General features: G+C 40.5%; 22 protein-coding genes, 7 pseudogenes and 1 other annotated feature. Of the genes and pseudogenes, 14 read left to right on the top strand and 15 right to left on the bottom strand.

Annotated features, from left to right (window positions below):
• Positions 1–158: 158 nt before the first annotated feature.
• Positions 159–1,491, bottom strand: a pseudogene (locus tag RCG23_RS01690) (APC family permease).
• 161 nt (positions 1,492–1,652) lie between these two features.
• On the opposite strand from RCG23_RS01690, the gene RCG23_RS01685 reads away from it, so the two are divergent.
• Together RCG23_RS01685 and RCG23_RS01680 are read left to right on the top strand one after the other, a co-directional pair.
• Entirely contained in the window at positions 1,653–1,919 is a 267-nt protein-coding gene (locus RCG23_RS01685) for an SGNH/GDSL hydrolase family protein (protein ID WP_308178311.1), read from the top strand.
• 556 nt (positions 1,920–2,475) lie between these two features.
• Entirely contained in the window at positions 2,476–3,087 is a 612-nt protein-coding gene (locus RCG23_RS01680) for a M15 family metallopeptidase (RefSeq protein ID WP_308178310.1), read from the top strand.
• Positions 3,088–3,184: 97 nt separating this feature from the next.
• On the opposite strand, the gene RCG23_RS01675 is transcribed toward RCG23_RS01680, so the two are convergent.
• Entirely contained in the window at positions 3,185–3,697 is a 513-nt protein-coding gene (locus RCG23_RS01675; RefSeq protein ID WP_308178309.1) for a cupin domain-containing protein, read from the bottom strand.
• Positions 3,698–3,903: 206 nt separating this feature from the next.
• Positions 3,904–4,120, top strand: a binding site (T-box leader).
• Between the two features lie 78 nt (positions 4,121–4,198).
• Between RCG23_RS01675 and proS the strand changes: the two are divergent.
• Both proS and RCG23_RS01665 read left to right on the top strand, forming a co-directional pair.
• Positions 4,199–5,595: pseudogene (gene proS / locus RCG23_RS01670) on the top strand (proline--tRNA ligase).
• A 309-nt stretch (positions 5,596–5,904) separates the two neighbouring features.
• Positions 5,905–6,542: pseudogene (locus RCG23_RS01665) on the top strand (DUF2238 domain-containing protein).
• A 45-nt stretch (positions 6,543–6,587) separates the two neighbouring features.
• On the opposite strand, the gene RCG23_RS01660 reads toward RCG23_RS01665, so the two are convergent.
• Both RCG23_RS01660 and RCG23_RS01655 read right to left on the bottom strand, forming a co-directional pair.
• Complete coding sequence (locus tag RCG23_RS01660; protein WP_308178308.1) at positions 6,588–6,968, bottom strand: general stress protein; 381 nt, start codon at positions 6,966–6,968, stop codon at positions 6,588–6,590.
• 157 nt (positions 6,969–7,125) lie between these two features.
• Positions 7,126–7,323 carry a CsbD family protein gene (locus tag RCG23_RS01655; protein WP_308178307.1) on the bottom strand — a complete coding sequence of 66 codons (198 nt, stop codon included), beginning with the start codon at positions 7,321–7,323 and terminating at the stop codon, positions 7,126–7,128.
• Between the two features lie 219 nt (positions 7,324–7,542).
• On the opposite strand from RCG23_RS01655, the gene RCG23_RS01650 reads away from it, so the two are divergent.
• From RCG23_RS01650 to RCG23_RS01620, 7 genes and pseudogenes are all read left to right on the top strand, one after another.
• On the top strand, positions 7,543–8,733 hold the full coding sequence (locus RCG23_RS01650; RefSeq protein WP_308178306.1) for an alanyl-tRNA editing protein: 1,191 nt from the start codon (positions 7,543–7,545) through the stop codon (positions 8,731–8,733).
• A gap of 87 nt (positions 8,734–8,820) precedes the next feature.
• Positions 8,821–9,338, top strand: a pseudogene (locus tag RCG23_RS01645) (GNAT family N-acetyltransferase).
• Between the two features lie 247 nt (positions 9,339–9,585).
• Positions 9,586–9,726, top strand: a complete 141-nt coding sequence (locus RCG23_RS01640) for a hypothetical protein (RefSeq protein ID WP_308178305.1) — start codon at positions 9,586–9,588, stop codon at positions 9,724–9,726.
• Complete coding sequence (locus tag RCG23_RS01635; protein ID WP_308178304.1) at positions 9,723–10,505, top strand: ABC transporter ATP-binding protein; 783 nt, start codon at positions 9,723–9,725, stop codon at positions 10,503–10,505. The genes RCG23_RS01640 and RCG23_RS01635 overlap by 4 nt, the downstream gene beginning before the upstream one ends.
• A 17-nt stretch (positions 10,506–10,522) precedes the next feature.
• The gene (locus RCG23_RS01630; protein WP_308178303.1) at positions 10,523–11,668 is read left to right on the top strand and encodes an ABC transporter permease; all 1,146 of its coding nucleotides are present in this window, start codon (positions 10,523–10,525) and stop codon (positions 11,666–11,668) included.
• A gap of 687 nt (positions 11,669–12,355) precedes the next feature.
• Positions 12,356–12,678: pseudogene (locus RCG23_RS01625) on the top strand (Mpo1-like protein).
• Positions 12,679–12,698: 20 nt separating this feature from the next.
• The gene (locus RCG23_RS01620) at positions 12,699–13,748 is read left to right on the top strand and encodes a class I SAM-dependent methyltransferase (RefSeq protein ID WP_308178302.1); all 1,050 of its coding nucleotides are present in this window, start codon (positions 12,699–12,701) and stop codon (positions 13,746–13,748) included.
• Positions 13,749–13,932: 184 nt separating this feature from the next.
• Here the strand turns inward: RCG23_RS01620 and dltD are convergent, their stop codons facing one another.
• The 7 genes and pseudogenes from dltD to RCG23_RS01585 all read right to left on the bottom strand — a co-directional run bounded on the left by dltD (position 13,933) and on the right by RCG23_RS01585 (position 20,219).
• Positions 13,933–15,177 (bottom strand): D-alanyl-lipoteichoic acid biosynthesis protein DltD, encoded by a 1,245-nt coding sequence (dltD, locus tag RCG23_RS01615; protein ID WP_308178301.1) that lies wholly within the window; start codon positions 15,175–15,177, stop codon positions 13,933–13,935.
• Positions 15,174–15,410 (bottom strand): D-alanine--poly(phosphoribitol) ligase subunit 2, encoded by a 237-nt coding sequence (gene dltC / locus RCG23_RS01610; protein ID WP_308178300.1) that lies wholly within the window; start codon positions 15,408–15,410, stop codon positions 15,174–15,176. Before dltC ends, dltD begins: the two co-directional genes overlap by 4 nt.
• 5 nt (positions 15,411–15,415) lie before the next feature.
• Positions 15,416–16,581 (bottom strand): annotated as a pseudogene (gene dltB / locus RCG23_RS01605) (D-alanyl-lipoteichoic acid biosynthesis protein DltB).
• Positions 16,578–18,092: a D-alanine--poly(phosphoribitol) ligase subunit DltA gene (gene dltA, locus RCG23_RS01600; protein ID WP_308178299.1), complete on the bottom strand. Its 1,515-nt coding sequence runs from the start codon at positions 18,090–18,092 to the stop codon at positions 16,578–16,580. The pseudogene dltB and the gene dltA overlap by 4 nt, the downstream one beginning before the upstream one ends.
• A gap of 18 nt (positions 18,093–18,110) precedes the next feature.
• Positions 18,111–18,260: a teichoic acid D-Ala incorporation-associated protein DltX gene (gene dltX, locus RCG23_RS01595; RefSeq protein WP_308178298.1), complete on the bottom strand. Its 150-nt coding sequence runs from the start codon at positions 18,258–18,260 to the stop codon at positions 18,111–18,113.
• A 262-nt stretch (positions 18,261–18,522) separates the two neighbouring features.
• Positions 18,523–19,014: a C40 family peptidase gene (locus RCG23_RS01590; RefSeq protein WP_308178297.1), complete on the bottom strand. Its 492-nt coding sequence runs from the start codon at positions 19,012–19,014 to the stop codon at positions 18,523–18,525.
• A 158-nt stretch (positions 19,015–19,172) separates the two neighbouring features.
• Positions 19,173–20,219 (bottom strand): M42 family metallopeptidase, encoded by a 1,047-nt coding sequence (locus RCG23_RS01585; RefSeq protein WP_308178296.1) that lies wholly within the window; start codon positions 20,217–20,219, stop codon positions 19,173–19,175.
• A gap of 288 nt (positions 20,220–20,507) precedes the next feature.
• Here RCG23_RS01585 and RCG23_RS01580 point away from each other — a divergent pair, with 288 nt between their 5' ends.
• Positions 20,508–20,819 (top strand): hypothetical protein, encoded by a 312-nt coding sequence (locus RCG23_RS01580; RefSeq protein WP_308178295.1) that lies wholly within the window; start codon positions 20,508–20,510, stop codon positions 20,817–20,819.
• A gap of 94 nt (positions 20,820–20,913) precedes the next feature.
• Here RCG23_RS01580 and RCG23_RS01575 read toward each other — a convergent pair.
• The 3 genes and pseudogenes from RCG23_RS01575 to RCG23_RS01565 form a co-directional block, all read right to left on the bottom strand.
• Positions 20,914–22,381: pseudogene (locus tag RCG23_RS01575) on the bottom strand (hypothetical protein).
• Between the two features lie 261 nt (positions 22,382–22,642).
• A complete protein-coding gene (gene corA, locus RCG23_RS01570) occupies positions 22,643–23,593 on the bottom strand; it encodes a magnesium/cobalt transporter CorA (RefSeq protein ID WP_308178294.1) in 951 nt (316 codons plus the stop codon).
• Positions 23,594–23,994: 401 nt separating this feature from the next.
• Positions 23,995–24,150, bottom strand: a complete 156-nt coding sequence (locus RCG23_RS01565) for a hypothetical protein (protein WP_308178293.1) — start codon at positions 24,148–24,150, stop codon at positions 23,995–23,997.
• An 85-nt stretch (positions 24,151–24,235) separates the two neighbouring features.
• Here RCG23_RS01565 and RCG23_RS01560 point away from each other — a divergent pair, with 85 nt between their 5' ends.
• Positions 24,236–24,844: a nucleotidyltransferase family protein gene (locus tag RCG23_RS01560; protein ID WP_308178292.1), complete on the top strand. Its 609-nt coding sequence runs from the start codon at positions 24,236–24,238 to the stop codon at positions 24,842–24,844.
• 56 nt (positions 24,845–24,900) lie between these two features.
• Positions 24,901–25,497, top strand: coding sequence for an HAD-IA family hydrolase (locus tag RCG23_RS01555; protein WP_308178291.1), 597 nt, complete (start codon positions 24,901–24,903; stop codon positions 25,495–25,497).
• Positions 25,498–25,539: 42 nt separating this feature from the next.
• Here the strand turns inward: RCG23_RS01555 and RCG23_RS01550 are convergent, their stop codons facing one another.
• Complete coding sequence (locus RCG23_RS01550) at positions 25,540–26,715, bottom strand: TIGR04053 family radical SAM/SPASM domain-containing protein (protein ID WP_308178290.1); 1,176 nt, start codon at positions 26,713–26,715, stop codon at positions 25,540–25,542.
• Positions 26,716–26,883: the final 168 nt, after the last annotated feature.

Below are 26,883 nucleotides of genomic sequence, written 5' to 3'. Positions count from 1 at the left end.
TAATAGACTATAAATTTTCAAATCAAAGGTGCCTAAATATGTAGTTCACTATATGTAAAAATAGTGAGGATAAGACTATTTAAAACATTCTGAAAACAATTAATAAAAAATTTTCAAAAAAGCTGCCACAATCGTTCATGGCAGCAATTCTTAGGTATCTAGCTAACTTTTTTAAAACCGATAGCTTCGCGCTTTTTCTGAAGTATTTTATATACAGGCAGTCCGATTAAAGTGATAGCAATCGAGATAAAGGTATCTAATGGTGTCTTTATGATGGTGCTTCCTAAAATATAGATGGCACCAAGAATCGCAACAATCGGTGTGATTGGATAGAGCGGTACTTTGTAGGCCGACGCGTCGGTTTTATGGGTTCTTCTTAATAAGAATACCGCATAAAAGGCTAGTCCGTAAAATAAGAAGACTGAAAATATAGCTATGTCTGAAAGGCGGTCAGGATTGCCGACAAGCATCATAACGACTGCCAGAATGATTTCTAAAAGTGTTACACGAATCGGCGTTTTAAATTTAGGGTTAATATGTGATAAGGAGCGCCCAGCTGGCAATAAGCCTTGTTCAGCCATTGCGAGTGGGATGCGCGGAAAGGTCAAAATTTTTCCATTTAAACATCCAAAAATGGAAATCAAGATTCCTACAGCGATTAATTTACCGCCTGTAGCACCAAAGAGGAGTGTCGCTGCTTCCTTGGCAGCATTTGGCCCAATTGGACGATTTTTTCTGCAGGTAACACATGCAGCATTGCCAGATTGACGCTTAAATAAGCAACCATTACAACGACAATACCAGTGATAATGGCTCTTGGCAGCGTTTTAGCCGGATTTTTCATTTCGCCAGCCATAAATCCAACGTTCATCCAGCCATCATACGCCAAAGGGTTGCGAGTACTGCCGCACCCATACCGATAGTCTGTGAGCTGCCACTGCCCATATTCAATATTTGAACATTCCCTTTTGCCAGTCCAAAAATGGCGATCAATGCAATAGGGATCAATTTTGCTACAGTTGAAACGCTTTGAATAAAACCGCCGTACTGTGTCCCCAATACATTTAACACGAACAAGAAAACAACTGTTATGATACCGATGATAATGTTGTAGCTTTGCGGCAAATTGAACATCCCAGCCATTAAAGAACCAAAGTAGAGTCCGAGTGCCCCTATGATAGCAGGGCCGTAAACGAGGGTTTGAATCCACCCGCATAAAAATCCCCACATGCTCCCGTAAACTTCCTCCAAATAAGCATACAGTCCTCCTGTTTTTGGAATCTTGACGCTTACCTCGGCGATAGTTAATCCACTTGCGAGAGTAATAATCCCGCCGATAATCCATGCCCATAATGCCATTGTTGAATTGCCGGTTGAAGAAATGACAATCCCGGGTTTCATAAAGATACCGGAACCAATGACTGTTCCAACAACCAAAGAGGTTGCGACAGTAAAACCGATATTTTTCTTAAGATGTACTTCCTTTGCCATGTCCATCACCTGCGCACAAATGTATTTTTATAGATTATAGCACGATAATTTGTTTTGGTATTTTGTTAGAATATTTAAACTTTTTATCGTGGTGTATTGCTAGGTAATATGGGGTATAAGTCTATGTCTAATAGAAATAGAGTTACAGGAGAGGAAACAACATGAGGAAAATTATTATAGGGATAGCAGGATTTCTTATTATTTTAGCAGGACTATATATGTATGTAACATTTTTTGACCAAAAGCACGCAGATGGAAACCAAAAGACCATTATGGCATTTGGAGATTCCCTGACATATGGAAAAGGAGACAGGCATGAGCAGGGATACATTGGGAAACTCGAGAAAAAGCTAAATGATAAAAAAACGGGAACTGAATATAAAATAATGAATTATGGTGTCAGGGCCGTGAATCGGGCGGCATTTTAAAGGAACTTGGTGATATAAAAACAGCGGATCAATTAAACGAAACGGATTATTTTATCGTTTTTATTGGAACAAATGACCTGCGCCACGGCAATGGCGGAGATTATAAACCTCTCCATCATGATAAAATTGAGCAGGCAAAGGAAGAATATCTGGAAAACATGAAAGGCCATACTGAAAATACTAGAAACAGCCAACGGAAAGGCGCCCATTATCGTTTTAGGCCTCTACAATCCTTATCCGGATGGGGAGAAAATAGAACAATATATCCACGATTGGAATCTTTCTACGCAGAAGCTGGTAAAGTCACATAAACAAGTTACCTATATTTCGACAAATGAATTATTTAAGGGAAAAGAAAAAAAGAATTACTTTAGCGATTCGCTTCACCTTAACGAGAAAGGCTATGGCCTGATTTCGGATAAAATTATCAGGTCATTTGATTTTAAATAGGTTTTTCTCGCAAAAAAATGATATTTTAGTAGAATAGAAGTGAGGGGATCCTGGATTCAGGATCCTTTTTAATGAGCTTATGTTTTAAAAAGGAGGGGGAGACAGGGTGAAATTGACGAGATTGGGAAAATGGGTGTTTGCTTCAATCATTATTCTTATTCCTGTACTCTTATACTTAAATTCTACAGAAAATGAAAGACTTAAAAAGGTTCCGATGCCGACAGGCTTGGATAAAAATGTTGCTGAAAAAGCGGATCTGCTAGTCAGCGAAGCTGCTCGAAAAGGGATTCGGGTCGTGATTACTGATGAATTTCGCAGTGCGGACGCACAGGATAGATTATTTGCCAAAGGGCGTACTGAACCAGGTGACGTTGTGACACATGCCAGAGGCGGGGAGTCATATCATAACTACGGGCTGGCAATTGATTTCGCCATTGCGTCACGTGAAAGCGGAAATTTGCTTTGGGATATGGATTACGATGGGAATGGAAATAGCCGGAGCGACTGGAAGGAAGTCGTTGCAATTGCCAAAACACTCGGATTTGAGTGGGGCGGAGATTGGAAGCAGTTCAAGGACTATCCTCATCTGCAGATGACTTATGGACTCACAATCAATGATTTGCAAACTGGATTAAGGCCTTCAATAAACGGCCAGCCAACTCAAGTGTCAATGAGAAATAAGATATATAAATTTTTTCGTAATATCGCAAGTATTTAATGCAATTGAAAAAACCTAGGCCTGAAGCTTTCGAATTAAGCTTAGACTCAGGTTTTTTATATGGAAGTTGATCTTTGGCGAATTGAATAGCCTCGATTTAATTATTCGTCTTTATCCAAATTTCTTTAACAGGGCCATTCTCTCCAAAAACCGGATCGAGTAAGGGCAGTGGAACTTCTTTGATATTTTCTACAACATCGGAATGCTCTTCTTTTTTGCCTGTCCTAATATCTGGCTCCATTCCTTCAGGGTACGCGCCGCAAACCTTAAAATCATCGCTTGCTTCAATTCTTTTATGCCCTGTTCCGGCAGGTAGAAGAATGACATCACCCTTGTCTACTTTTAAATCCTGTCCGTTTCTCCCACCTAGGCGAACAGTTGCATGGCCGCTAATCACGCCTAGAACCTCATGTGCGTTGCTATGAAAATGGTGATAATCAAAAATCCCATTCGTCCAGCTGTTCAGCCAATGATGATGATTAAACGTTTCCTCCATTTTATCTTCGTTTCCTTTCATTGCCCCTTTATAAAAAAGAACTGGCAAGCTGGGGTTGTTAGGAATGCTGCCGTCGTCTTCGAAAAAAAAGGTCACTGCATCTGTCTGTTTCATTTTTATCCTCCAGTTAATTAACTTCTGTCTGATAAAAAGTTTCCCTAGTTTTACGAGTCATAAACAATACCATTTAATTGTTTTATATGGAAGATGAAATAACGGTAGAACATTATCCTTTTCAGTTTCCGCTCATTCGCAATAAAAATTTTTAAAGAAATATTTGACAAAGAAAAAATCCTTACATATAATTTTGTCAATATCATATTGAAACGTTGACGAGGATTAGTAAAATGTTGCGAGTCTTTTACAGAGAGGGAGCTGAGTGGTGCAAGGCTTCTATTGACAGACATTTGAACCTGCCTCCGAGTTCTGGATCGGACAAATGCGAAGATCCATGCGGGTTAAAATCCGTTATCATGTTGAGAGTGTTAAGCTTTGCTTTGCAAATTAGGGTGGTACCGCCATGTTATGGTCCCTATTGTAAAGCAGGGCTTTTTTATTTTTTAAAAAATTGGAGTGGTTTATGTGGCTAAGGAGTTTGTAAAAGACATTACAGCAATGGAAGAGGACTTTGCGCAGTGGTATACAGATGTAGTGACGAAGGCAGAATTGATCGATTATTCGAGTGTCCGCGGTTCGATGATCATCCGCCCATATGGATATTCGCTATGGGATAATATCAAAAATGAATTAGATGCAAGGATTAAAGAAACTGGCCATGAGAATGTCTATATGCCATTGTTCATACCAGAGAGCCTCCTGCAAAAGGAAAAGGACCATATTGAAGGCTTTGCGCCTGAAGTCGCCTGGGTTACCCACGGAGGGGAAGAAGAGCTAACTGAGCGCTGGTGTGTAAGACCTACATCAGAAGTGCTTTTTTGCGAGCATTACAAAAATATCATCCATTCCTACAGGGATCTGCCAAAGCTGTATAATCAGTGGGCCAATGTCGTCCGCTGGGAAAAAACGACACGGCCTTTCCTAAGGACGCTGGAATTCCTGTGGCAGGAAGGGCATACATGCCATGCCACAGACGAAGAGGCGCTGGAAGAAACGGTTAAAATGCTAAATGTGTATGCGGATGTCTGTGAAAATATCCTTGCTATTCCTGTTGTGAAAGGGCAGAAAACGGAAAAAGAAAAGTTCGCTGGCGCCAAGTACACCTATACAATCGAAAGCTTGATGCATGACGGGAAAGCGCTCCAGACAGGGACTTCTCATCATCTTGGAGATGGCTTTGCCAAAGCGTTTGGCATTCAATTCACCGACCAGGAAGGCAAGCTGCAGCATGTACAGCAAACTTCTTGGGGATTCACAACACGTGTAATAGGAGCGATGATTATGGTTCATGGCGATGACCGAGGATTGGTGATTCCTCCAAAGGCTGCTCCAACCCAAGTAATGATCGTGCCAATTGCCCAGCATAAAGAAGGCGTTCTTGATTTTGCTTATGAATTGAAAAAACATCTGTCAGAGTCGGTCAGAGTCGGTATTGACGCTAGTGACAAAAAGCCAGGCTGGAAGTTCAATGAATATGAAATGAAGGGAATACCAGTCCGACTTGAGATTGGCCGAAGGATATTGAAAAAGAACAAGCCGTCCTTGTCCGCCGTGATACAGGGGAAAAAATCATTGTTCCACTGAATGAATTGGATACAAAATTGATTGAGCTTTTGGATGAAATTCAATCCAATCTTTACAACAGGGCAAAAGCACATCGAGAAGAAAGCACCTCAGTGGCAAAAACCTTAGCAGAACTGCAGGGAAATCTCGAAAACAAACCGGGATTTATCAAGGCAATGTGGTGCGGCGATAGAGCCTGCGAGGACCAGATTAAAGAAGAAACCGGCGCTACATCAAGGTGTATGCCATTTGAACAGGAGCAGATAGCGGAAAACTGCGTATGCTGCGGGAAACCAGCAGAAAAAATGGTTTACTGGGCAAAAGCGTATTAATAAAATGCTGTTTTCTAAAAGATTGTTGTTTTGTAAATAGGTTTTAAAAAGCAAATCGTTGAAAAAGAAGTTGATTGGAACGGAAGGTGCGAGACTCCTGCGGGAGCAGCGGGACAGGTGAGACCCCACAGGCGTTGTGCGCCGAGGAGGCTCACCGCCCGCCCCGCGGAAAGCGAGCATCCTGGAGTGGAAATCAACTACTTCTTAAATAGCAACAAAGTATACGAAAACAGACTAATAAAAAAGGCCACTCAGAAAAAGCTGGGTGGCCTTTTGCATAAGAACCTTCATTCCCATTCATACTGAATAATGAACCCAATAGAAGGGGAGTGTCGCATGGAAAAAAACAAAATAAATTCTGTTCATATCATTTTGCTTTGTTTTGCTAGTATTGTGTTCGTGTGGTCAGCGATAAAACCCGCCAGTTATTTAACGTGGGTAATGGAAGTCCTGCCTGCTGTGACAGGGATCCTCATTCTACTTTTCACCTATAATCGTTTTCAGTTCACAACATTGTCGTATGCAATAATAGCTATATTGACTGTATTCATGTTCATTGGCGGACACTTTACATATGCAAAGGTTCCTTTATTTGAGTGGCTAAAAAACCATTATGATTTGAAAAGAAATCATTATGACCGTTTTGGGCACTTTTCCAAGGGTTTTTTAGCAATACCCATCCGAGAACTTTTGATTAGGCGTACTTGCCTAAAGCCCTCAAAATGGCTTGTTTTTCTTACATTGTGCGTTATTCTGGCGCTATCAGCGTGCTATGAAATTGCCGAATGGCTGGCAGCGGAAATTCTTGCCGGGCTGCAAATGATTTTTTAGGGGCACAGGGAGATATCTGGGACTCTGAGTGGGATATGGCACTTGCATTAAGTGGAGGCGTACTTTGTTTACTTGCGCTGTCTGTATTTCATAATCAGATTTTACGCAAAAAATAAGAAGGACTGCCAGATGAGATCGGGCAGTCTATTTTTTGAGCTGATTCAACCCGTCGTTGTGGTGTCGGACAGAAGAAGGATTCGGCCAGCAAAAATATCCTTTTCATACTCACGCGCTGCCTCTTCATCAATTCCGAATTCCACAAAACGATCATAAAAGGAACGGTTTGATTCACCCGTATTTACATTGCCTTCAAATGCCGATACAAGGCTGTCGATAAAATATTGGTGATCCTTATCGTTGTCTACTTCAACAGTAAACTCTTCTGAAGGTACCCCTGTTTCATTTTGAACATAAGAAGGGATATTTCGGGTGTTTGCTAAAACGGATAAGCTCTTAATTGAGGAGCCTTGGCTTCGTAGCTTCTCAATTGCAGTAATAACTTCATCACTAGTACGATAAACCCCTAATACTTTTTTAGCCATTATTACAACCCCTATCAATTATTTAATCCTTTTCAAAAAATATGGCATGCATGTTAATGGGGATACAGAGGCAGAATGGAATGAAAACCAAATTAGAAAACGTTAAAACCGGGCAAATCATTATGATTAGCCCGGTTTGTTTTAGGAAATACCCTTATTAATGTTTATCGACAGCGTCGTTAAATCCACCAGACACTTTTTCCTTTACATCGCCATATTTTTCACGTACTGTACCTTTTGCCTTATCGGCTTTACCTTCTGCTTCGAGAGATTCGTTATCGGTAAGTTTACCGTAGCCTTCTTTCAAATCACCTTTAACTTGATCCAATACACCTTTTGATTGATCTTTATTCATGTCTAATTCCTCCTTCAAGTTGTTATAGTACTCTTTTACCCGAATCACATCAGATGAAACAAGTATTCCTGTCTAAAGTATAACTGGGAGGATTTACACATTATTTTTAAGAGTGAAGGAGATCGGTGATTTTTGCCAATATGATTTAAATTTAATATCATATTTGTGTAAGTAATACTTAAAGCAATTAAAATAGGCAGTCAGCGGGAGTGAGTATGGATGAAAGATAAATTATATTATCAAGATGCTTATATGCAGGAATTCACCTCGAAAATTATCAAACAGGACCAGGATGATTCAGGGAAATGGTACGTCGTTTTAAAAGAAACCGCGTTTTACCCGACAGGCGGAGGGCAGCCGCATGATACAGGAACATTAAATGGCATTCCGGTGGAGAATGTGGAGGCACTCGAGGGAGAAATCCGTCATTTCATACAGGGACCACTAAAAGATGCAAATGGGGATGTAGCAGGTAGAATCGATTGGGAGAGGCGCTTTGACCATATGCAGCAGCATTCGGGGCAGCATATCCTTTCCGCTGCGCTTGAATCCTTATTTGATTTCAAAACCGTGAGCTTCCATTTGGGACAAGAGTTTCTTACCATTGATCTGGATGTGGAAGAACTGACAGAGGAACATGCTTGGAAGGCGGAAGATTTGGCAAATCAAATCATTCTTGAGAATAGGCCGATTGAAACCAAATGGATAAGTGCAGACGAGCTTGCCAATTACCCGCTTAGAAAAAAAATCGCGGTTTCAGACAATATCAGGCTCGTTATCATCCCTGAGTTTGACTATAATGGCTGCGGCGGAACACATCCGTCAGCGACAGGTCAAGTTGCCTCGCTCAAAATTCTTGACTGGGAAAAGCAAAAAAAGAAAATCAGATTGCGTTTTGTATGTGGAAATCGTGTTAGGAAACAGCTTTTTCAAAAACATAAGATCCTGACTGAGTTAAGTCCTCTTCTGAATGCACCTGAAGAGGGGATGAGTGAGTCTGTACAGCGGCTGCTGCAAAATGTTAAATCACTAGAAAAGGAATTGGAATCCTCAAAAGAAGAACTCCTTAAACATGAAGCCATTGGCTTAGTAAATCAAAGCCAAAATAGCCTGGTATCAAAGGTTTTTAGGGACAGGTCAATGCAGGAACTGCAAAAGCTGGCCCGGACAATAATCCCTTTTAACGAAAAGCTAAATGTAATCCTTGTTTCTGAAACGGACAATAAGCTTCAAATTGTCTGTGCAAGAGGAAATGGATCAATTATTAATATGAAGGAAATTGCGGCGTCGGTATTTCCCCTGATTAATGGAAAGGGTGGCGGAAATGATTCCTTTGCCCAGGGCGGCGGCGAAGCAGCTATGTCTGGAGAGGAATTACTGCAAGTGTTAATAGGTAAAATTGTTTTATAATAATTGTTTTATTCCTTGTTCTCCAAGTAGGAATTTTCCGGCATCTTGAAGAATACCTAAAGAAATTATTCTTTAGGGGGTTCTAATATGGATATCAATATACGTCCTGTCCAGGTCCAGGATGCCAGTGCGATCCACAGAATTTCTACTCAGGGTGCAGTTCTGCCGTATATGGTTTTTCTCCCAAGCATGCGTTTGGATGTGATGGAAAATAGACTTCGAAATCTGGCACCTAATCATTATGAATTTGTCGCTGAACTAAACGGCAATGTGGTGGGATTTGTCGGGATGACACAGGGACAAGCAGCAAATCACATTCGGGGGATCTATTCATTGGAGTTGACAGTGAATATCATAAACAAGGGATTGGCAAGGCTTTACTTACAAAGATGCTTGATTTGGCCGATAATTGGCTGATGCTTGAGAGAGTGGAGCTAGGTGTGCTTGAAACAAATCCAAGGGCAAAAATATTATATGAAAAATTTGGTTTCATAGAAGAAGGAGTAAAAATTGGCAGTTTAAGAGCACATGGTGAATTTGTTGATGAAATCGTCATGGCTCGCCTTCGCCCGAACGGCCTGCTCATTCAATCTAATATTAGATGAACGTTTTAAGCATCGGTTGACAGGTACCGATGCTTTTTTTCGTTAAGACATTAGAACTAGATGAGAAATAGGAAAATGGTTTGATATTATACCCCTAGTATTTTACAATTTAAATATCCAATTTTAGGATATTACCATAATTAATGTGAAGGTGAATATACTTATAGTTGGAAACTCATAAATTGAAAAAGGACATGGTCATTATTTTATGATAAAAGACTTTTGTAGGACGGTGGAGGAATTAAAAATGGATGCAACACTAGAAGTTAGCAATCTGGTAAAAAAATATGGGACTAAACCAGCTTTGGAAAATGTTAGTTTTGCAGTTAAAGAGGGTAGCTGCTTCGGTCTTTTGGCCCTAACGGAGCTGGTAAGTCAACAACGATGAAAATCATTACCGGCATCATTGATGCAGATTCGGGTAACGTGAATGTTTTGGGAAGTGATATTAGGAAAGCTGCGGATGCCATAAGGCGCCAAGTGGGCTATGTTCCGCAGGAAATTACCTTGTATGATAAAATTTCCGCGTATAATAATCTGGTTTTCTTTGGAGAAATGTACGGTGTAAAAGGCAAGCAGCTGAAGGAAAGGATTGCGGAGGTATTACAGCAGGTCGGCCTGAGTGAACGGGCAAAGGATCCGATCCATACTTATTCAGGCGGTATGAAGCGGCGCATTAATATTGCGGCGGCACTCCTCCATCAACCCAAGGTCGTCATTCTTGATGAACCAACAGTAGGGATTGACCCTCAGTCGAGAAATCATATTTTCGATATCATTCGCCAGCTGCGAAATAGCGGCGTAACGATCATTTATTCTACTCATTATATGGAAGAAGTAGAAGCGCTTTGTGACGATATTGCGATCATTGATAATGGAAAAGTAATTGTACAAGGCAATCTGGATGAGCTCCTTTCCCGATACGCGACGAAGGCCGTGTATCTTGAACTTCAGGAAGGTCAAAAGCCTCCTATTATGGAAGGAATCAAAAAGGTTACAGAATACAAAAAAGGCTGGCTGCTGGAATCGGATAATGTTTTGGATTCTATTGAACTTGTATCTAAAAAAATCAGGGAAGAAGGACTGCAGGCAAGGGCGCTAGAAATGATGCGCCCATCACTTGAGAGTGTCTTCCTGTCCTTAACCGGAACATCCCTGCGCGATTAAGAAAAGGAGATAAGCGAATGATTAAAAGTATTATCAGGAAAGAAATTCAGGTGGTTTTAAAGGAAAAAGGAACTTTTTTCTGGCTGTTTTTACTGCCAATCTTTTTTATCGTTATGTTTGCATCTATCTTTGGAAATGCAAAAGATACAATTTCCATTCGATATTTCGACCAGGATCATTCCTCCATGTCTGCTGGTTTGGTAAAACAGCTCAAGAATATTCCGGGCTTTGAATTGACACAGGATCGTTCTCTTTCTTTGAAAAAACAAATCGATAAAATTAAAAATGGAAAGTCTACATCTCTTCTCGTTATCCCAAAGGGTTATGGGGATAAAACGTCAGCAGGAGAACAGGCTGAAATTCAGCTTTACCGTGACGCAGCGGAAGATACGTCTGTTGCTCCGATCAAAGCATTGCTCGAGAACTTTTCAGCAGGTTCCAGAGAAATGAAAATCAAGCAGACGCTGATTTCCCTAGGGCAGGATGATAACCAGGTGAAAAAAGCATTAACACCACCTTTGTTAGTAAAGGATATTAAGGAAAATGCCTCGAAACTAAACATGGTATCCCAGGTAGTCCCGGGTTACACGGTTATGTTTGTCTTTTTTATCATGATTACGATGATCCGTAACTTTTTAAAGGATAAGGAATCAGGGATGCTTTCAAGGCTGCGCAGCACACCGATGAAATCCTTCCATTACTTGATCGGAATGTGGGTGCCAAATATTCTGGTCGTTCTCACTCAATCTGCTGTTTTGCTCATCTTTGGTAAGGTTGTCTATGATTTGCATCTTGGTGATCCCCTATCAATTATTCTGATTGTCGTAAGCCTGGCGATATGCGGAACAGGTCTTGGGCTACTGCTTTCAGTCCTGGTTAAAAGTGAAAATCAAGGTGTCGCGTTTGTCCAGATTATCACCATGGGCGGGGCGGTTGTAGGTGGGTTATGGTTTCCGTATGATTTCCTGCCAACCTTTGCACAGGTAATCGGGAAATTTACGCCACAATACTGGGCGCAGCAAGGGCTGCAGGATGTCATGATCCGAGGTGCGCACATAGGAGGCATCTGGCCTACCATCCTCATTTTAATGGCATTTGGACTTGTCGGACTCGTATTCGCTTCACTAAGGTTTAAAAAGTTTTTTAATTCAGGAATAAGCTAATAGGTGGTTCCTTTGTGAGAGCATAAAAATTTAAATGACTTTAAAAATGACGTATGGAATGCATACGTCATTTTTTTATTGAATAAGGATGAAAAGTCGTTTGGGGGTAATATGACACAGTTAAATACTACAGGCAGGTAAAGCGGTAAATTTCCAATAGAAGGTTCCTTTTGGACAAAACGAGTCAACTGGAACGGGAGACTGTCCAATAAAAAGGTCCTATTGGACAAAACAATGTACAGAAGTGGTGAAAATGTCCAATGGTAGGGTCCTATTAGACAAAAGGAGTCATCCGGAGTGGAAAAATGTCCAATAGAGGAGTCCTAATGGACAAAAGGAGCCATCCGGAGTGGGAAAATGTCCAATAGAAGGGTCCTATTAGACAAAACGAGCCATCCGGAGTGGAAAAATGTCCAATAGAAGGGTCCTATTGGACAAAACGAGCCATCCGGAGTGGAAAAATGTCCAATAGAAGGGTCCTATTGGACAAAACCAGACAACTGGAGCGGGAGACTGACCAATAAAAAGGTCCTATTGGACAGAACATAGTACCTGAGCGGTGAAAATTTCCATCATAAACATAATGTAGTGGAAGACTTAAAAGGATTATCACCTGCTCTGTTGAATATTTTATATTAAGAGCTTACTAATGTTGTAATCCGTCGGAAACAAAGGGAGAGTGAAATAATGTCTTTCAAAAATTATGAGGAATTTTGGCCGTTTTATTTAAAACAGCACAGCAAGCCTTCTACACGGGCGTGGCATTTCGTTGGAACAAGCTTTGTGTTTATTTTTATTCTTTTGACACTGTACACTTTGAACTTTTGGCTTTTGCTGCTCGCACCTGTAACGGCATACGCCTTTGCCTGGATCAGCCATTTTTTCATTGAAGGAAATAAGCCGGCAACATTCGGCCATCCCGTTTGGTCGCTAAGGCCGATTTCAGGATGTATCGGTTAATTCTATTCGGAAAATTGCAGCATGAGCTGGAGAAGACGTTAAAATCCTAGGGGAAAGGGGCACAAATGAAATGCTCGAGATGGCAGCAGAAAACAAGGAAACTAGGTTATATAGTGAAGAGAACTTTGGGTGGACCGAATTGACGCCGAACCACCGTATCGACTTAAGGCATCCGTCCAATGATGATATTGACCAGTTTATCAATGCAAATCTGGTCAACGATTGGTCACTGCTCTCCTGGAAGGATGTTGGCAAACCGTATGAAGTGAAAACGGTAGCTAAATCGAAACGTGACTGGGAATTGGACAATGGTGAAATGTCGGTTAAAACCTCTTGGGAATTTTTCAACCGTTCCTTTCATGAATGGTTTGTGAAGGATATTCCCGGAGAGTTAAATGCCTCGAAAAAGGAATTGAAAAAATATTTATCCAGATTTCAAATTGGCGACGTGAAGAAAGCGTTAGGGGAAACTGTTCGCCTGTCACTTTGGAATTATGCACACCGGATTGAAGACGGGGTTTGGGATCCGCGTGGTAAAAGGGCACTTTTTAAAGGATTGGATATCGAGAAACCAAGGATTCTCTTTTTAGGAGCAGCCGAGGGCTATGAAGCGATGCAGCTTTATGCGATGTATCCGGAAGGAGAGGTTGTCCTCGTAGATTATGATGACTTTTGCAGGACGGACCGATTTGGATTATTTCCGGAGAGCTATCCTTTCCTTGGGACAAATCCGGCAACCAATCAGCCTCGTGTTTGGTATAAGGACCAGATGAATATTCATTATGTGGTGGACGATATAAGAAATCTTCCTTTCGGCAAGGAGTTTGATATTGTCCTGAGTGTAGGGCTGCTGGAGCACTTTCCTGATGAATACAAGCATGAGGTCATGGACTGGCATAGAAAATTTTTAAAGCCGGGCGGCTATGCAATCATGACGACGCCAAGACATCAGATGAAATCGAGACTCTTCTACACCATAATGGCTGATGTCATGAACCATACGTACAGGGAATTGATGGATATCCGGCAAATGGGGCTTTATGTATACGAAGGGGGATTTGATATCCTCAGGCACGGTTTTATAAAAGTCCATAACGGAATCGTCGCAAGACAAAGATAAAGGTGACAGGCACCATCCAGAAAACTAGGAGGTGCCTGTCACCTTTATATGTCACCTTTATATTAATCTAGCTTCAGCACCCAGCCCCTCGGGGTCATAAGCCAAATCACTCCAGAAATCAGGATTTCCTGCGTGATTCGTCTTATGCCTGTCGGGGCTGCCCAGGGCGCTTACGCTTTTTGTATTAAAATTCTGCGTCTCTTGTCGTATAAACCATATTTTTTTGAGGTTTAACCATGGCACTGACACTTTTTTTGTATTTCCCTTCATAAAAATCTTCGATGGCTTTGTCTGTATAGACCCAGCCCTTCCAGCCGATGTGGATGGTGTCCTTCATGAAATACGGATCGTATTCGTGGTTTGAAAAATCAGCTACAGAGAATCCGGATTTTTGAATTTGTTGTCTGATTCTAGTGTAATAAGCTTTTCTGCCTTCTTTCGGGAAGCCGACATAATCGTACCACTTCCCGTTCACAGGAACAGAAATGAACAGCGCTTTGGCACCTGATTCGTGCAGCAAATCAAGGATGAGCTGAAAATCCTGATATTCTACTGAACGGCCGTATGTCGCGCCCTCTTTCGTATTCTGCAACTCAGGTATACGCTTTTCCAGCTTTCGGTATTGTGAATCGATAATCATAAACTTATTTGTTCGGGATTCCTTTTGCCCCAGTTGGTCTGCGAGCTGCTCCAATTGGTTCCATGATTTAGCCTTTACCTTGGTGCTAATATCGCGATGGCGATGCAAGCCGCCGGCAAGTGTATAATACAAATCCTTTTTTACCAGCAGATTCCTATACATAAGTGCAAATGGTTTAATAACCTGTGCCTTCCGTTTTGCAAAAGGGTCATTCGATATTTCCGCATCATACAGTGCTGTCAGCATCGGATCCGCCGAAACGGCCTTGAACTTGAGCAGACGCTTAATGGCTTTTTTCTTCATTACAGGATTGATTTCGTTATTAAAAGCAAAATCATAACCCTGCAGGGAAGAGAAATTCGGAGCGAAATGGGATTCATCTGCGCCTCCTGGTTGAAACCACTGCGGAGAGAGAACAAATACCAGTTTTTTACCCCTTAGCTGATCTTTATGCTCGGCCAAATTTAAGAAATGGATAAGCGATTCGGTCCCTCCGCGTCCGACTAAGAAGGGAGTAACTCCTTCTTTATTAACCTGAAAATAATTAGCCGGATGGAACCGGTCAAGTCTGGCAAGCTCCGAAGAACCAAAGATAGGGAGGAAATGCTGGTTTTCAAGCATTTTGCTTTGTACATACTTTCCCTGGAACATAAAAGGATTCAATTCGGTTGCTGCCTGGCTGACTCGGTCATGAGGAATAAGCTTTTCAATCCATTTATTCGGTATTAGCACCAAAATCAATAACACGGAAAACGCCAGGATTAGCGGTGCGAATAACGGTTTCTTCATTTGAAATCAGCCAACTGCTGGGCGATATTGTTTGGAGTGTTCCAAACATCGCGATCGAATTCGGTAATCGGAACGGTAATTCCAAAGCGTTCCTCCACTTGTACAAGAAGCTCTACCGTCCCAAAAGAATCAAGCAGGGCGTTTTCGAACAAATCAATATCTGGATTTTCCTTTACCACATCGTCCTGGCAAATTTCTGCTAATAGATCTAAGATTTCTTTTTTAAATTCCATGATTATCAAACTCCCTTATGAAATAATTGTCCGGAAAAAATATAAAAGCCAAAACAAATAACATGGAAGGTGATGATCACCGCGGCAATATGTGTCAACCTGTTTTGCGGCCACCACTTATGTTTTTTGTTAAAGCGTTCAAATGAATTATAAGCTACCATTACAAGCGCATGATAGAGTCCATATAAAATGTACTGTATAGCAAGTCCATGCCATACGCCCATTAACAAGAATAGCAGAATATAACCCAGATTGGATATAGTATTTCGATTCTTGAGAAACTTCTTTTTTGTCATCCAGAAAACGAAGCGCATATACACATAATCACGGAACCAGAAGGAAAGGCTCATATGCCAGCGATTCCAGAAGTCCTTGATATTGCGGCTGAGAAACGGCTTATTAAAGTTTTCCGGAGACTTTATTCCCATTATATAACTAATGCCGATCGCAAATGCGGTGTAGCCGGCAAAGTCAAAAAACAAATATAAACTGTATGAGTACATATAAAAGAGTTCATTTTGAAAATCACTTTGTGCAATAAACCGTAGATTTGCGATAAAGAAATGGTTAATAGAGTAACCAATAATGTATTTATATAAAAACCCGCGAAAAATTTTATTTATTCCTTCAAACAACAGCAGCTTGTACTCTTCCTTCGTTAATTCAGCCTGTATATCCTTCTCAAAGCGGCGATAGCGGTCAATCGGCCGGAAGAAATAGTAGGGAAGAACAGAATAAAATAGAGCAGGCGGACAAGCGGAATTCCCTTCTTAAGCAGGCCATCCCGGGTTTCCATAATTAATTGAGTGCCTTTAAAGGTTAAATAAGAAATGCCAAGGAATCCAATCCAATTCTCCGTTTCTAATATTGGTGTGATTTTGGAAATCACGAGGGGGAGAATGGATCCAATGACAGCAAGGCAAAACACCCATGTACTGTTATTATTTTTTCGATAGGCAAGATAGCCCTTAATAAGGACAGCCTGCCAGACCGTAAAAATAATCAGTGCAACGGAACCATTAAGGTTGCCTGCGAAAATAATCGCGAGAGCGACAACGGTAATGAAAATATTATAGGCATGAAATCTTTTTCCCATCAGCCCTAAAATGATTGTAGGTGCCAGTAATATCGCTAGGATGAAAAAAAATGTAAATGAGCCATATGGTGTCATAGCAATACCTTTTCTTTAATTAGTTTTCGATCTACTTTGCCGTTTGGTGTCATCGGGAGTTCATCATGATAAGTGAACTTCCGTGGAATCATGTAAGCCGGCAAAGTATCTGCAAGTTCTTTTTTGATAGCAGCAGTAAGCTGATATTCCTTTTCAAATTGATGGTCTGCAGGCACAATCGCCGCAGTCAAATACTCAATTTTCTCCTTTTGAGTATAAGGAACAATGACAACAGCCTTTACATATTCAGATTTCGCGATTTGGTATTCTATTTCTTCAAGTTCCATGCGATACCCATGCAATTTAATTTGGAAGTCCATTCTGCCTTTATAAAAAAGAAGTCCGTTTTCCAAGTATCCCGCATCGCCAGTTCTATATGCAAATTCATCGTTATATTGAAAGAAGGCCTTATCGGTAAGCTCTTTCTGGCCAAGATACCCTTTGCTCACACCAGGGCCCACAATGATTATTTCGCCTTTCTCACCTTCGGAAACCTCTTGATTGCTTTCGTCAATCAGCAAAATGCGCGTATCATCCTTCGGTTTACCGACAGGAAGGGTTTGATGGTTGTCTAATAATTCATCCGTTACTTCTACATAGGTAATAGCAACCGTAGCTTCAGTCGGGCCATACGTATTAAAAATTTTCGCTTTAGGAAATCTCTCTTTTAACATCCTGGAAATGGATACCGGAAGAATCTCCCCGCAAAAAAGAAAGACGGTTAATTCTGGCAATAAATCCTCATTAAAAGAGGGATCCATCAGGCACATTTGTGCAAAGGATGGAGTAGATGTCCACACCTGTGTGTTGGATTTCACAAAGGCATCAAACAAAATCTTCGGCTTCGCGATCATCTCCTTCGTTATCGCAAATAGTCTTCCGCCGCTCGAAAGGGCAGGGTAGAGGTCCATTACAGATAAATCAAAGGAAAAGGGAGCCTGATTAAGAAAAGTCAGTCCGCCATCAATTGGAAAGTCTTTTCTCATCCAATCGACAAAGCTTTGCAGATTATTGGCTGATATTTGCACGCCTTTTGGGTTTCCAGTGCTGCCCGATGTATATATGATATAAAAATTGTCATCATCCTTTACCCAATGAGATGGGTCAGCCTTTTCAGCAGATGTAAGCAATTTTTCAATATCACTGAAATTCATAACTTGTATTATAGCTTGTTCCAGCTGTAGAGGGAGCCCTGAAACATTGATCAGCAATTCTGCCTTCGAGCTCTCGATAATTTTGACAATCCTCTCCAAAGGAATCGATGTATCGATTGGAATATAAGGATGTCCTGACTTTACAGCGGCCAGGAAGGAAACAAGCATTTCTGGTTCCATATGACCGTAAACTAGTATCGGAGAATCTTCCTTCAGGGATTCCTGTAAAAAAAATGCCGCGATTTGTTCTGATTGATTCCACAAATCACCATAGTTGATCTGTTTACCAGGAGAAACAAAAGCCAATTTTTCAGGGTTCGTTAGTGCATGGTCTTCAATTGCGCGAATCAATTGCATAAAAGTTTACCTCCAGGATTAAAAATCATTATATATATAGGACCCGGAACTTGCATCATTAAATCCATACATAAAAAATAATAATAGCAAAATTAGTAAATAGTATAAAAAGCGGCTAACCCACTTTGTTTTATTATTTTGGAAAAAAGCTTTCAACCTACTCAGCATGGCTTTATCCACCCGCCTTTAATTAATGTGTAAAAGTCCATGTCAAACAACCTTTCATATCATAAATCCTTTTTACGCCGAAAACATTAAAAAAAAATGAGAAACAGATTAAATTTAAATAGTGTAAAAAGAAACTTATTATGAGAATTATAATATAAAAACTAAGAGATTGATATTGGTTGTTTTACCAATAAGTCTAGTATTTGGAGTGTTTAAAATGACGGAAAATAAAGAAAACTCGCCGATTGGCGAGCCTCAACGCTTAATATTCCTTTAACACTCTTTTAGCACCGATATAGCGATCCTTCCAGTACTTGGATGAGAGGGACTGGATGGAAACTCCTTTATTGACAGTAACCGCAAGGAATTGGTTGCTGTTTAAATAAATTCCAACGAAGGAAACTCCTTTGCCATCGATATTAAAGAAGACGAGGTCGCCCTCTTTTAAATCCTTTTGCTTGACCGCTTTTCCTAATTTATATTGCTCTTTAGAGGATGGGGGGAGTGTCATTTTAGCAGCAGATGTTTTGAAAATATACTGTGTGTATCCGGATGCATCAAACCCCTTTTGCGAGGTTCCACCCCATTTATATGGATTTCCAAGATAGAGCTTTCCAACCTCGGTGACTTCCTGTCCCCATGATACAGATGCCTCTGCCTTGTGGAGAGAGGAGGAAAACAAGAAAGCCACTGCTAGAGCAAAAAGGGAGAGAGCTGAAATAATACGCTTTGACAAATGCAAGCCTCTAATCATTTTAAAACCCCCAAATATTTTTGTATAGTTACATTCTTTTAGTCGCAGGGGAGGTTGCATTTGTTTCAAAATTAAATGGAGAATCCATCGACAAAAAAATCCGCATTAAAAAAAGTTGTCGATAAAAAAACCAGGCATTCGCCTGGTTTCCGCTTTTATTAAATCATTTCAGACTGCAAGTAATGGTAGAGAAGTTTTGCGGTATTTTCGATTGATGTTTTATGTGTCCGTTCAAACGCATGGGAAGAATCGATACCTGGGCCAATCAAACCATGAACAATATCATGTCCGGAACGGATGGCGGCAGAAGCATCGGATCCATAATACGGATAAATATCCAGCTTATATTGAACCTGGTTTTCTTCTGCAAGACGAACAAGCTTTTTCCTGAATTCATAATTGTATGGCCCGCTCGCATCCTTGACACAGATGGAAACGGTATATTCATCCGTGGACTGTCCATCGCCCATGGCACCCATATCGACTGCCAAATATTCAACAGTTTCAGGAGAAATATTGGAATTTCCGCCATAGCCGATTTCCTCATTATTCGAAATCAGAAAGTGCGTTGTGTAAGGAAGTTCAATTTTTTCCTCTTTCACTTGTTTTATTAATTGAAGAAGGATGGCTACGCTCGCTTTATCATCGAGATGGCGCGATTTGATAAATCCGCTTGGCGTAATTTCGACGCGCGGGTCAAAGGAAACAAAGTCGCCGACTTCAATTCCAAGAGCCCTTACATCCTCCGCATTATGAACTTTTTCATCGAGACGAATTTCCATATTTGCCTGGTTTCGTTCTGCTTTCCCAGCATCTTTATAAACATGCACAGAGGTTTGGTGCATCAAAATCGTTCCAGTATATTTTTTTCCTGAACTCGTTTCAATCTGGCAATACTCACCTTCGATCGAATTGTACTGAAACCCACCGATTAAATCGATTTTTAGCCTGCCGCTTGGCTTGATTTCCTTCACCATCGCTCCAAGGGTGTCAACATGCGCGGTAAGCATTCTATGCCTGCTGTTATCCTTACCAGGAAGGGTGGCAATCAGCCCGCCTTTTCGGTTCCTTGTCGTTTCAATGTTCAATTCACTAAGGAATTCCTCCACAAACTGGATAACCTCATTCGTATTTCCTGAGGGACTTGGTATGGAAACCAGTTCCTTTAGAAGCTTAAAAGTATCTTCAATATGTAAATTCGCCACTTTCGATTCTCCTTTTGAAAAAATATTCTGTGCTTATTTTTATATTATAACGGATTTGTAATAATAGTTTGCCAATTTTTATGAAAAAAAGATGCTTAAAACAAGCAACTTTTTGTGCAACTGGCATATTTTGATGATTGTGGAAAAATATTTTGAAAATAAGATTAAGAATTGGCACGCCCGGGTAATAATGACAATAAGTAAGCATAAAACTTTTAAGACTAGCAGCATTTATTTCTATTGAAAATTTTCAAAAACTGCGGGATACAAGGAAAAAGGGGGAGAAACATGACCAGACTCGAATTATACCATGACAGGCCGAAGCAATTTCATTTGAAGGGTTTGTTTTTTTTCATCCTGTCCTGTGCTATTTTAATTGGAGGATTTGTATGGCTGAATAGATATTCACAAAGTACAATCCGCATAGATGCGCCCAAAGAGGACTTGGGACGAAAAGTTGTAGTACACCTGCCGAATGGCAGAGAAGTATTTACCTATGAAAAGTTTATTATTGAAAAGGCAGGCAAAACCTTTTACAAAGGGGAACGTAACACGATCGATCTGACTGGCGGTACGCTTGATTATAAAAATTGGGAATAAGAATTGTTAACTTTTGGAGCTGTCTATTAGATGGCTCTTTTTTATGGCATATGTCAATAGAAAAGAAAAAATCAGCCCACAATAGGAGCTGATTTTATTTTTTGTTAGTGTCCAGTACCGTCTGGGCGGTCCATTGTTTTCTTTTCCGGCGGTCTCGCTTCCACTTTATCAGATTATGAATGCCAAGGTAGGCAGTAATCAGGACGGCCGCTAAAAGTGGTAACAAGAGCAATATATTCAAAAAAACTATAATGCATCATCCGTCCCCATTTAATATTTTCTTTTAGATCATCAATTACTTGATTCATCCCGAAAATCCCGCTAACAACCGTATAAAGGGTCAAAATTAACAGTAGGACACTATTTTGCTTGGAGGAGATTTGTTCCTGGTAGCGGTACAGGCTGTTCAGTGTTTGCCGCGCATCCTCATAGAGGGCATCTATTTGAAAAACTTTTCTCAGGTGGACAAAAATATCCCGCCCCTGAGATTGGGTCGCTAGTTCCAGGAAAAAGAAATTTGCAGTAAAGGAATTAATAGAGTGAATCAGCTCTTCTATTTTTTCAGTATCCCGTTCAATTTCTATCTCGGAATAGTCATTTGCCATTTTTAAGAGCACGATTTTATGGAACAAGTTCAGCACAAGACCATAGTAAAACTCACCGTAAATCTGGGAAGCGAGTTCGGTAAGCACATCGGCCTCATTCGTGACACAGGCAAAGGAATGCTCATCCATTAAGTAATAGGTTGTTGGTGCCCAGCGGTCATAGCCATTAAGTTTTAAATATCGTTGGATATAGGCGAGATTATTTGAAGTAACAAAAGGTTGGCCTTCCTTGTCTAGGCCGTTCAGGTCAGCTGAACGATAAACGTCCACTTTATCCACTTTTTCATTTTCGTTGAGACAGATTAAAGATTGGACATACATCCGTTCATCCTCGAAAAATGGGAAGGTTTCAAAGTAGGCACCCTTTATGCTTTCCCGTTCAAAAAAATCGGGCAGTCCGGGATATAATTTTTCGAAAATAAAATTCTCTACCTGGTTGTAATGATTGCCCTCAAAGTCGATTACTGTTTCATGATCTCTGGTTGTCCTTGGCTCAAGCACCCTAAAACGTGCCGCAAATTCGATTGCATATGAAAGAGGAATGTCCTCTGTTTTAGCTACCTCCGTCCGTATCGTTAAAAAGCCAAGCTGATATGGACCTACAATAATATCAATAGAATGAATTTTAAAAGGAATGGTCACCTTTTTTGTTCGCAGCTGTCCCACTAAATTGACTGCCTTAGAATACCTCTGAAACCCTTTTTGTGATTCGGTATGGGGGAATAGAATTTTATTTGTAAATGGCAGATAGTATGCCTCCATATTCCGATGGGAGACGTGAAAATCTCCATAATACTTTTTCTCGCTTTCCATATGGTCAAGCCGAAAACGCTCAAAACCTTGGTTTTTAAGAAACGAAATCATTTCAGTCTCCGTTTCTGCTTTAACCGAAAACGGAAAAATAAATTGGAAGATGGCTGTAGACGTCTTTTTTTCTCTTATTTCAATCCGCTGCATCGGGATGCTTCCTTTCATTAAAAAGCTCATAGAAACAACATACCCTTTTTTAATGCACTTCAACCGAGTGATGAAATTTACTCCACGCAAAAAAACCTTATCTTAAAGATAAGGTTTTTAGCATTTGCACTTTTCAATTTGTCTAGGTTCAGCGCCTAGGGGCTCGAGGTCATAAGCCAATCCGTCATGGAGGTTAAAGAACAACCTCCCCGTCGGCTCGTCTTATGCGTGTCGCCCCTGTGCAAGGCGCTTTCGCTTTTCTTATTTAAACCATCCTTTTTTCCTAAACCAGAGCCACATGCCTGTCCCGATAACAAACATAAGGAAAAGTGCACCAAAATAACCGTATTTCCAACCTAATTCAGGCATATACCTAAAGTTCATGCCGTAGATTCCGGCGATGAAGGTGAGCGGCATGAAGATGGTTGTAAAAAGGGTCATAACCTTCATGACATGATTGGTTTCATGGGAGTTAAGTGAAATATAGCTGTCACGGATGTCGGTAGTCAGCTCCCGGTTCGCCTCGATCATTTCCGTCAGCTTGAGCAAATGGTCGTGGATATCCGAGAAATACTCCTTCCGTTCGAAGATTCCGGGCAGCCGCTGTGAATTGATAATACGGTAAACTAAATCTCGCATTGGCGAAATGGTATGCCTTAGTGATAATAGGTCATGCCTTGTATCAAATAAATCCTCCAGCAGTTCCTCCATTGTACGGCCTTTAGAGTTTTCATCTATTTCATTTAAAGTTTCTTCAATTTGGTAGACGGGAGGGAAGTAATTATCGACCATTTTGTCTAAAATGTGATAGAAAACGAGCGATGGATTCCAATATTCAATATTTTTTGTCTGGGTAAACCGCTGATATACCTCTTCAATTTCAGGACAAGGATTATGATGGAAGGTCACGATAAAATTTTCTCCCAAAAAAATATCGACTTCATCCCGTGTCATCGTCGATGAATTAAGTGCCTGTGTAACAAAGAAAGTATGGTCCTCGTAATAATCCAGCTTTGGCCTTTGCAAGGTATGTATGCAATCCTCTATGGCCAGGGGATGGAAGTGGAGAGGTTCACGCAATAACTCGATTTCATCCGTATTCGAGTTATGAAAATCTATCCAGTACCATAAAGAATCACCAGCCGTCAGTTCAGGTACAGCCAAATCTTTTATCAATTCAAAATCCTGGGTTATCGTAACTGTCCGTATCATTGTTTCTCCTTATATTTCAGCAAATTTCATTTTCATCTTAATCTATTGCGATTAAAAAAGAAACTAATACTTATACTAGTTATCTTCACTTGGCTGCTGATTAATAGTAAATTTGCTGCCTTTAACATTGGGGGAACATGTCAAAGGGGAATTATCTCCGAAATTAAAACAGGATCCAATGATGACAGAATTAGCGGTATGGCTGTTTTGGTAAGTTGACTCGAAATTGATGTTAGCATTATTTGTTATTAAATTGACTCTGAATTTACCGATATTAATTGAACATTCCACGGTAATCCTCCTCCTTCATTTTATTTTATAAAAAGTGGGGGAGAAGGTGTGGATGATTGTCCATGTAGACAACGAAAAAGCATTGCCCCTATTGAGCAATGCCTTAACAGTTAGATATTTTCTTCTTCCTTTGAAGAGTTTTCTTTATTTGATTTATTTTCGTCAATAATTTTCTGAATTTCATCAGTATTATTATTGGCGTTTATAATTCTTGCTAAATCCGTTAAATTTTCAGCCTCAATTTCTTCATTATCTCTTTCCCTCATCTAAATCCCACCTTCCAAATACATGTCTGATAAAATAATACCCAAAAGAGAGATCATTTACTCGTCGAAATGAGGGGGAAGCATTTTGTCAGCGCTATATCAATCAGGTTTTCATGGTTCTTTTGAAAGTCAAAAAGAGACATTAATTAATATTTTACTTAAAAATAAGTCGATGCATGAGGTCTTTGAAACTGCCGAGAAGCATCTTAAGGATTATTATGTGGGTGCAGGATTCATCTTTCAAACTGTTTGGAATTATTTATCGGGATTTCCGCTTGATTACGGAATTGGAGATGTGGATATTGTTTATTTTGACAGAGAGGATTTAAGCATTGAAACGGAAAAAGAGCTGGAATCACAAATATCAGAAACACTAAAGCACCTTCCTTTTAAAATAGACGTTAAAAACGAAGCAAGAGTCCATTTATGGTATGAGAAAAAATTCGGTTATCCAATTGCGCCATATCAATCAATGGAGGATGCTATCGATACCTGGCCGACAACGGCTAGCTCTATTGGCGTAAAAAAGAAAGAAGCGGGATACGAGGTTTATGCACCTTTTGGCCTTGAGGATTTAGTTGAAATGGTTGTCAGGCCCAATAAAACCCTAATTACAAAGGAGATATATGAAAGCAAGGCTGTTAAATGGAAAAATAAATGGCCGAAACTAACAGTTATTCCATGGGACGTTTAGATCCTTCTTTTTAAGGTTAGGTAAGAATAGACGTGAAAATAAAAGAGGTGAAGGAAATGAATATTTTATGGGATTTTGATGGGACGTTGTTTAATACATATCCTACTTATACAAAATTATTGAAGGAGACGCTCGGAGAAGGAGCGACGGAGGAGGAAGCACTTGCACAACTGAAGATTTCCTTCGGGCATGCGTTTCACTTTTTTAAGCTGACAGAGGAGCAAAGCAGAAAGCTGATGCAAAAGGTTAGGGGCTTAAAGCCGGAGGAATTCGAACCTTTTCCCGGTCTGGAAGAAGTCTTAAAGATGGCGGAGAAAAACGTGATCATGACACACAAAGAGCGGGATGATGTGTGGAAGGTACTTAAGCTGAATAAGCTTGACCACTATTTTTCTGAAATGGTGGCCGGAGATGATGGTTATCCAAGAAAACCGGATCCTGCTTCTTATGAATACTTGCACAATAAGCATCGCATTGATCTTGCCATCGGGGACAGAGATATTGACCTGGAACCAGCCAGAAAATTAGGAATCGGTACATGCGCTTTCCAGAATCATAAGGCTGAGGCAGACTTTTATCTGGATGATTACCGGGATTTTGATCGAATTCGTAAAGTGTTTGAAGCTGCTGAAAAAAATTCGTTAGAAAAATAATATACACAAAAGGCATTCCAGCCGAGGAATGCCTTTTGTTACTTATACGCTTGTTGAAATTTCTTTGTTTCTCAGAGCAAGAGGAATATACACGCAGAAAGGCTCGCTTTCCATGTAATCCCCAGTGACAGCATATGTCCTTGAGCGGGACCCACCGCAAATATTCCGGTACTCACACACCCCGCACTTGCCCTTATAGTTATCCGGCTGGCGCAGGTCCTTGAACACCTTTGATTCACGATAAATTTCCGCTAGTCCCGTTTCGCGGATGTTTCCACCTGAGATCGGCAGCAAACCGCTCGGAAAAACATCACCAATATGGGAGACAAATGCAAATCCGTTGCCATCATTCACACCCTTAGGCGCACGTTTTAGCCCATCAATCATTTTAGACTGGTCCATTGTCATCGTATCTTCATATTTAATTTCGCCTTTATCAATCTTGTTTTCCCGCGTTTTTTGCTGAAGGACAACACGTCTGTAATGCTGGGCTGCTGTTGTCTTTATATCATATGGAGCGGTTTTGCTTAAATCGTACAGCCATCGAAAAACCTTCTCATGCTCTGCTGGTGTAATGCAATCATCAATTTGGCCTCTTCCGGTTGGAACAAGCAGGAAAATATACCACATTACCGCTTTCAATTCTCCAACAAGCTTTGCCATTTCTTCAAGATGGTCATAATTATAACGAGAAATAACGGTATTAATCTGCAGTGGCATATTCAATTCATTCAAATATTTTATTTTCTCGATTGTTAAGTCAAAAGAACCAGGTGTCCCTCTGAAATGGTCATGAATTTCCGGAGATGGGCCATCAAGACTAAAGCCCCAGCGCGAAAGGCCGACGTCCTTGGCGCGAGCCATTTTTTCCTTTGTCACGTTAGCTGTCGCACTAGGAGTCATCGAAACTCGCATTCCCTTCTTGACGGCATAATCAGCCAGCTCGAATAAATCCTCGCGCAGCATGCAATCCCCACCCGTAAAGACGAGCATTGGATTGTTCATTTCATAAATATCATCAATAAGCTTTAATCCCTCAGCGGTGGTTAATTCCCTCGGATCCGGAGCGGTCTGTGCGTCAGCCCTGCAGTGAACGCATTTAAGCTGACAGGCGCGGGTAACTTCCCAAATAACGATGTAAGGATTCTCATTATAATCGATTACTTTCCCTAACCCATTGGGATGTCCTATTCCTTGAGGATGTCCATGTCTGATCATTCACCATCACACCAAACTTTTAAATTTTTGAAGATACAAAAAGCGTTTTTTCAAATTGTAACTTTGCAATGATGTTTCTATAAGTTAATTATAAATTCACGGGCCAGTGGAGAGAGGAATCCTTTGTTACAATATTTCTACATTCCTTTTATAGGTCAAATGATTTAG

Origin of the sequence: Neobacillus sp. PS3-34, from assembly GCF_030915465.1 — a bacterium.
Classification (GTDB): Bacteria; Bacillota; Bacilli; order Bacillales; family Cytobacillaceae; genus Neobacillus_A.
The sequence above is the reverse complement of the archived record's forward strand: the minus strand, read 5'-3'. Positions and strand labels throughout refer to the sequence as shown.

Coding starts and splice junctions, on each gene's coding strand:
- RCG23_RS01685 (WP_308178311.1), top strand. CDS start 1,653: ATGAGGAAAATTATTATAGGGATAGCAGGATTTCTTATTATTTTAGCA.
- RCG23_RS01675 (WP_308178309.1), bottom strand. CDS start 3,697: ATGAAACAGACAGATGCAGTGACCTTTTTTTTCGAAGACGACGGCAGC.
- RCG23_RS01660 (WP_308178308.1), bottom strand. CDS start 6,968: ATGGCTAAAAAAGTATTAGGGGTTTATCGTACTAGTGATGAAGTTATT.
- RCG23_RS01655 (WP_308178307.1), bottom strand. CDS start 7,323: ATGAATAAAGATCAATCAAAAGGTGTATTGGATCAAGTTAAAGGTGAT.
- RCG23_RS01650 (WP_308178306.1), top strand. CDS start 7,543: ATGAAAGATAAATTATATTATCAAGATGCTTATATGCAGGAATTCACC.
- RCG23_RS01640 (WP_308178305.1), top strand. CDS start 9,586: ATGGATGCAACACTAGAAGTTAGCAATCTGGTAAAAAAATATGGGACT.
- RCG23_RS01635 (WP_308178304.1), top strand. CDS start 9,723: ATGAAAATCATTACCGGCATCATTGATGCAGATTCGGGTAACGTGAAT.
- RCG23_RS01630 (WP_308178303.1), top strand. CDS start 10,523: ATGATTAAAAGTATTATCAGGAAAGAAATTCAGGTGGTTTTAAAGGAA.
- RCG23_RS01620 (WP_308178302.1), top strand. CDS start 12,699: ATGCTCGAGATGGCAGCAGAAAACAAGGAAACTAGGTTATATAGTGAA.
- dltD (WP_308178301.1), bottom strand. CDS start 15,177: ATGAAGAAACCGTTATTCGCACCGCTAATCCTGGCGTTTTCCGTGTTA.
- dltC (WP_308178300.1), bottom strand. CDS start 15,410: ATGGAATTTAAAAAAGAAATCTTAGATCTATTAGCAGAAATTTGCCAG.
- dltA (WP_308178299.1), bottom strand. CDS start 18,092: ATGCAATTGATTCGCGCAATTGAAGACCATGCACTAACGAACCCTGAA.
- dltX (WP_308178298.1), bottom strand. CDS start 18,260: ATGCTGAGTAGGTTGAAAGCTTTTTTCCAAAATAATAAAACAAAGTGG.
- RCG23_RS01590 (WP_308178297.1), bottom strand. CDS start 19,014: ATGATTAGAGGCTTGCATTTGTCAAAGCGTATTATTTCAGCTCTCTCC.
- RCG23_RS01580 (WP_308178295.1), top strand. CDS start 20,508: ATGACCAGACTCGAATTATACCATGACAGGCCGAAGCAATTTCATTTG.
- corA (WP_308178294.1), bottom strand. CDS start 23,593: ATGATACGGACAGTTACGATAACCCAGGATTTTGAATTGATAAAAGAT.
- RCG23_RS01565 (WP_308178293.1), bottom strand. CDS start 24,150: ATGAGGGAAAGAGATAATGAAGAAATTGAGGCTGAAAATTTAACGGAT.
- RCG23_RS01555 (WP_308178291.1), top strand. CDS start 24,901: ATGAATATTTTATGGGATTTTGATGGGACGTTGTTTAATACATATCCT.
- RCG23_RS01550 (WP_308178290.1), bottom strand. CDS start 26,715: ATGATCAGACATGGACATCCTCAAGGAATAGGACATCCCAATGGGTTA.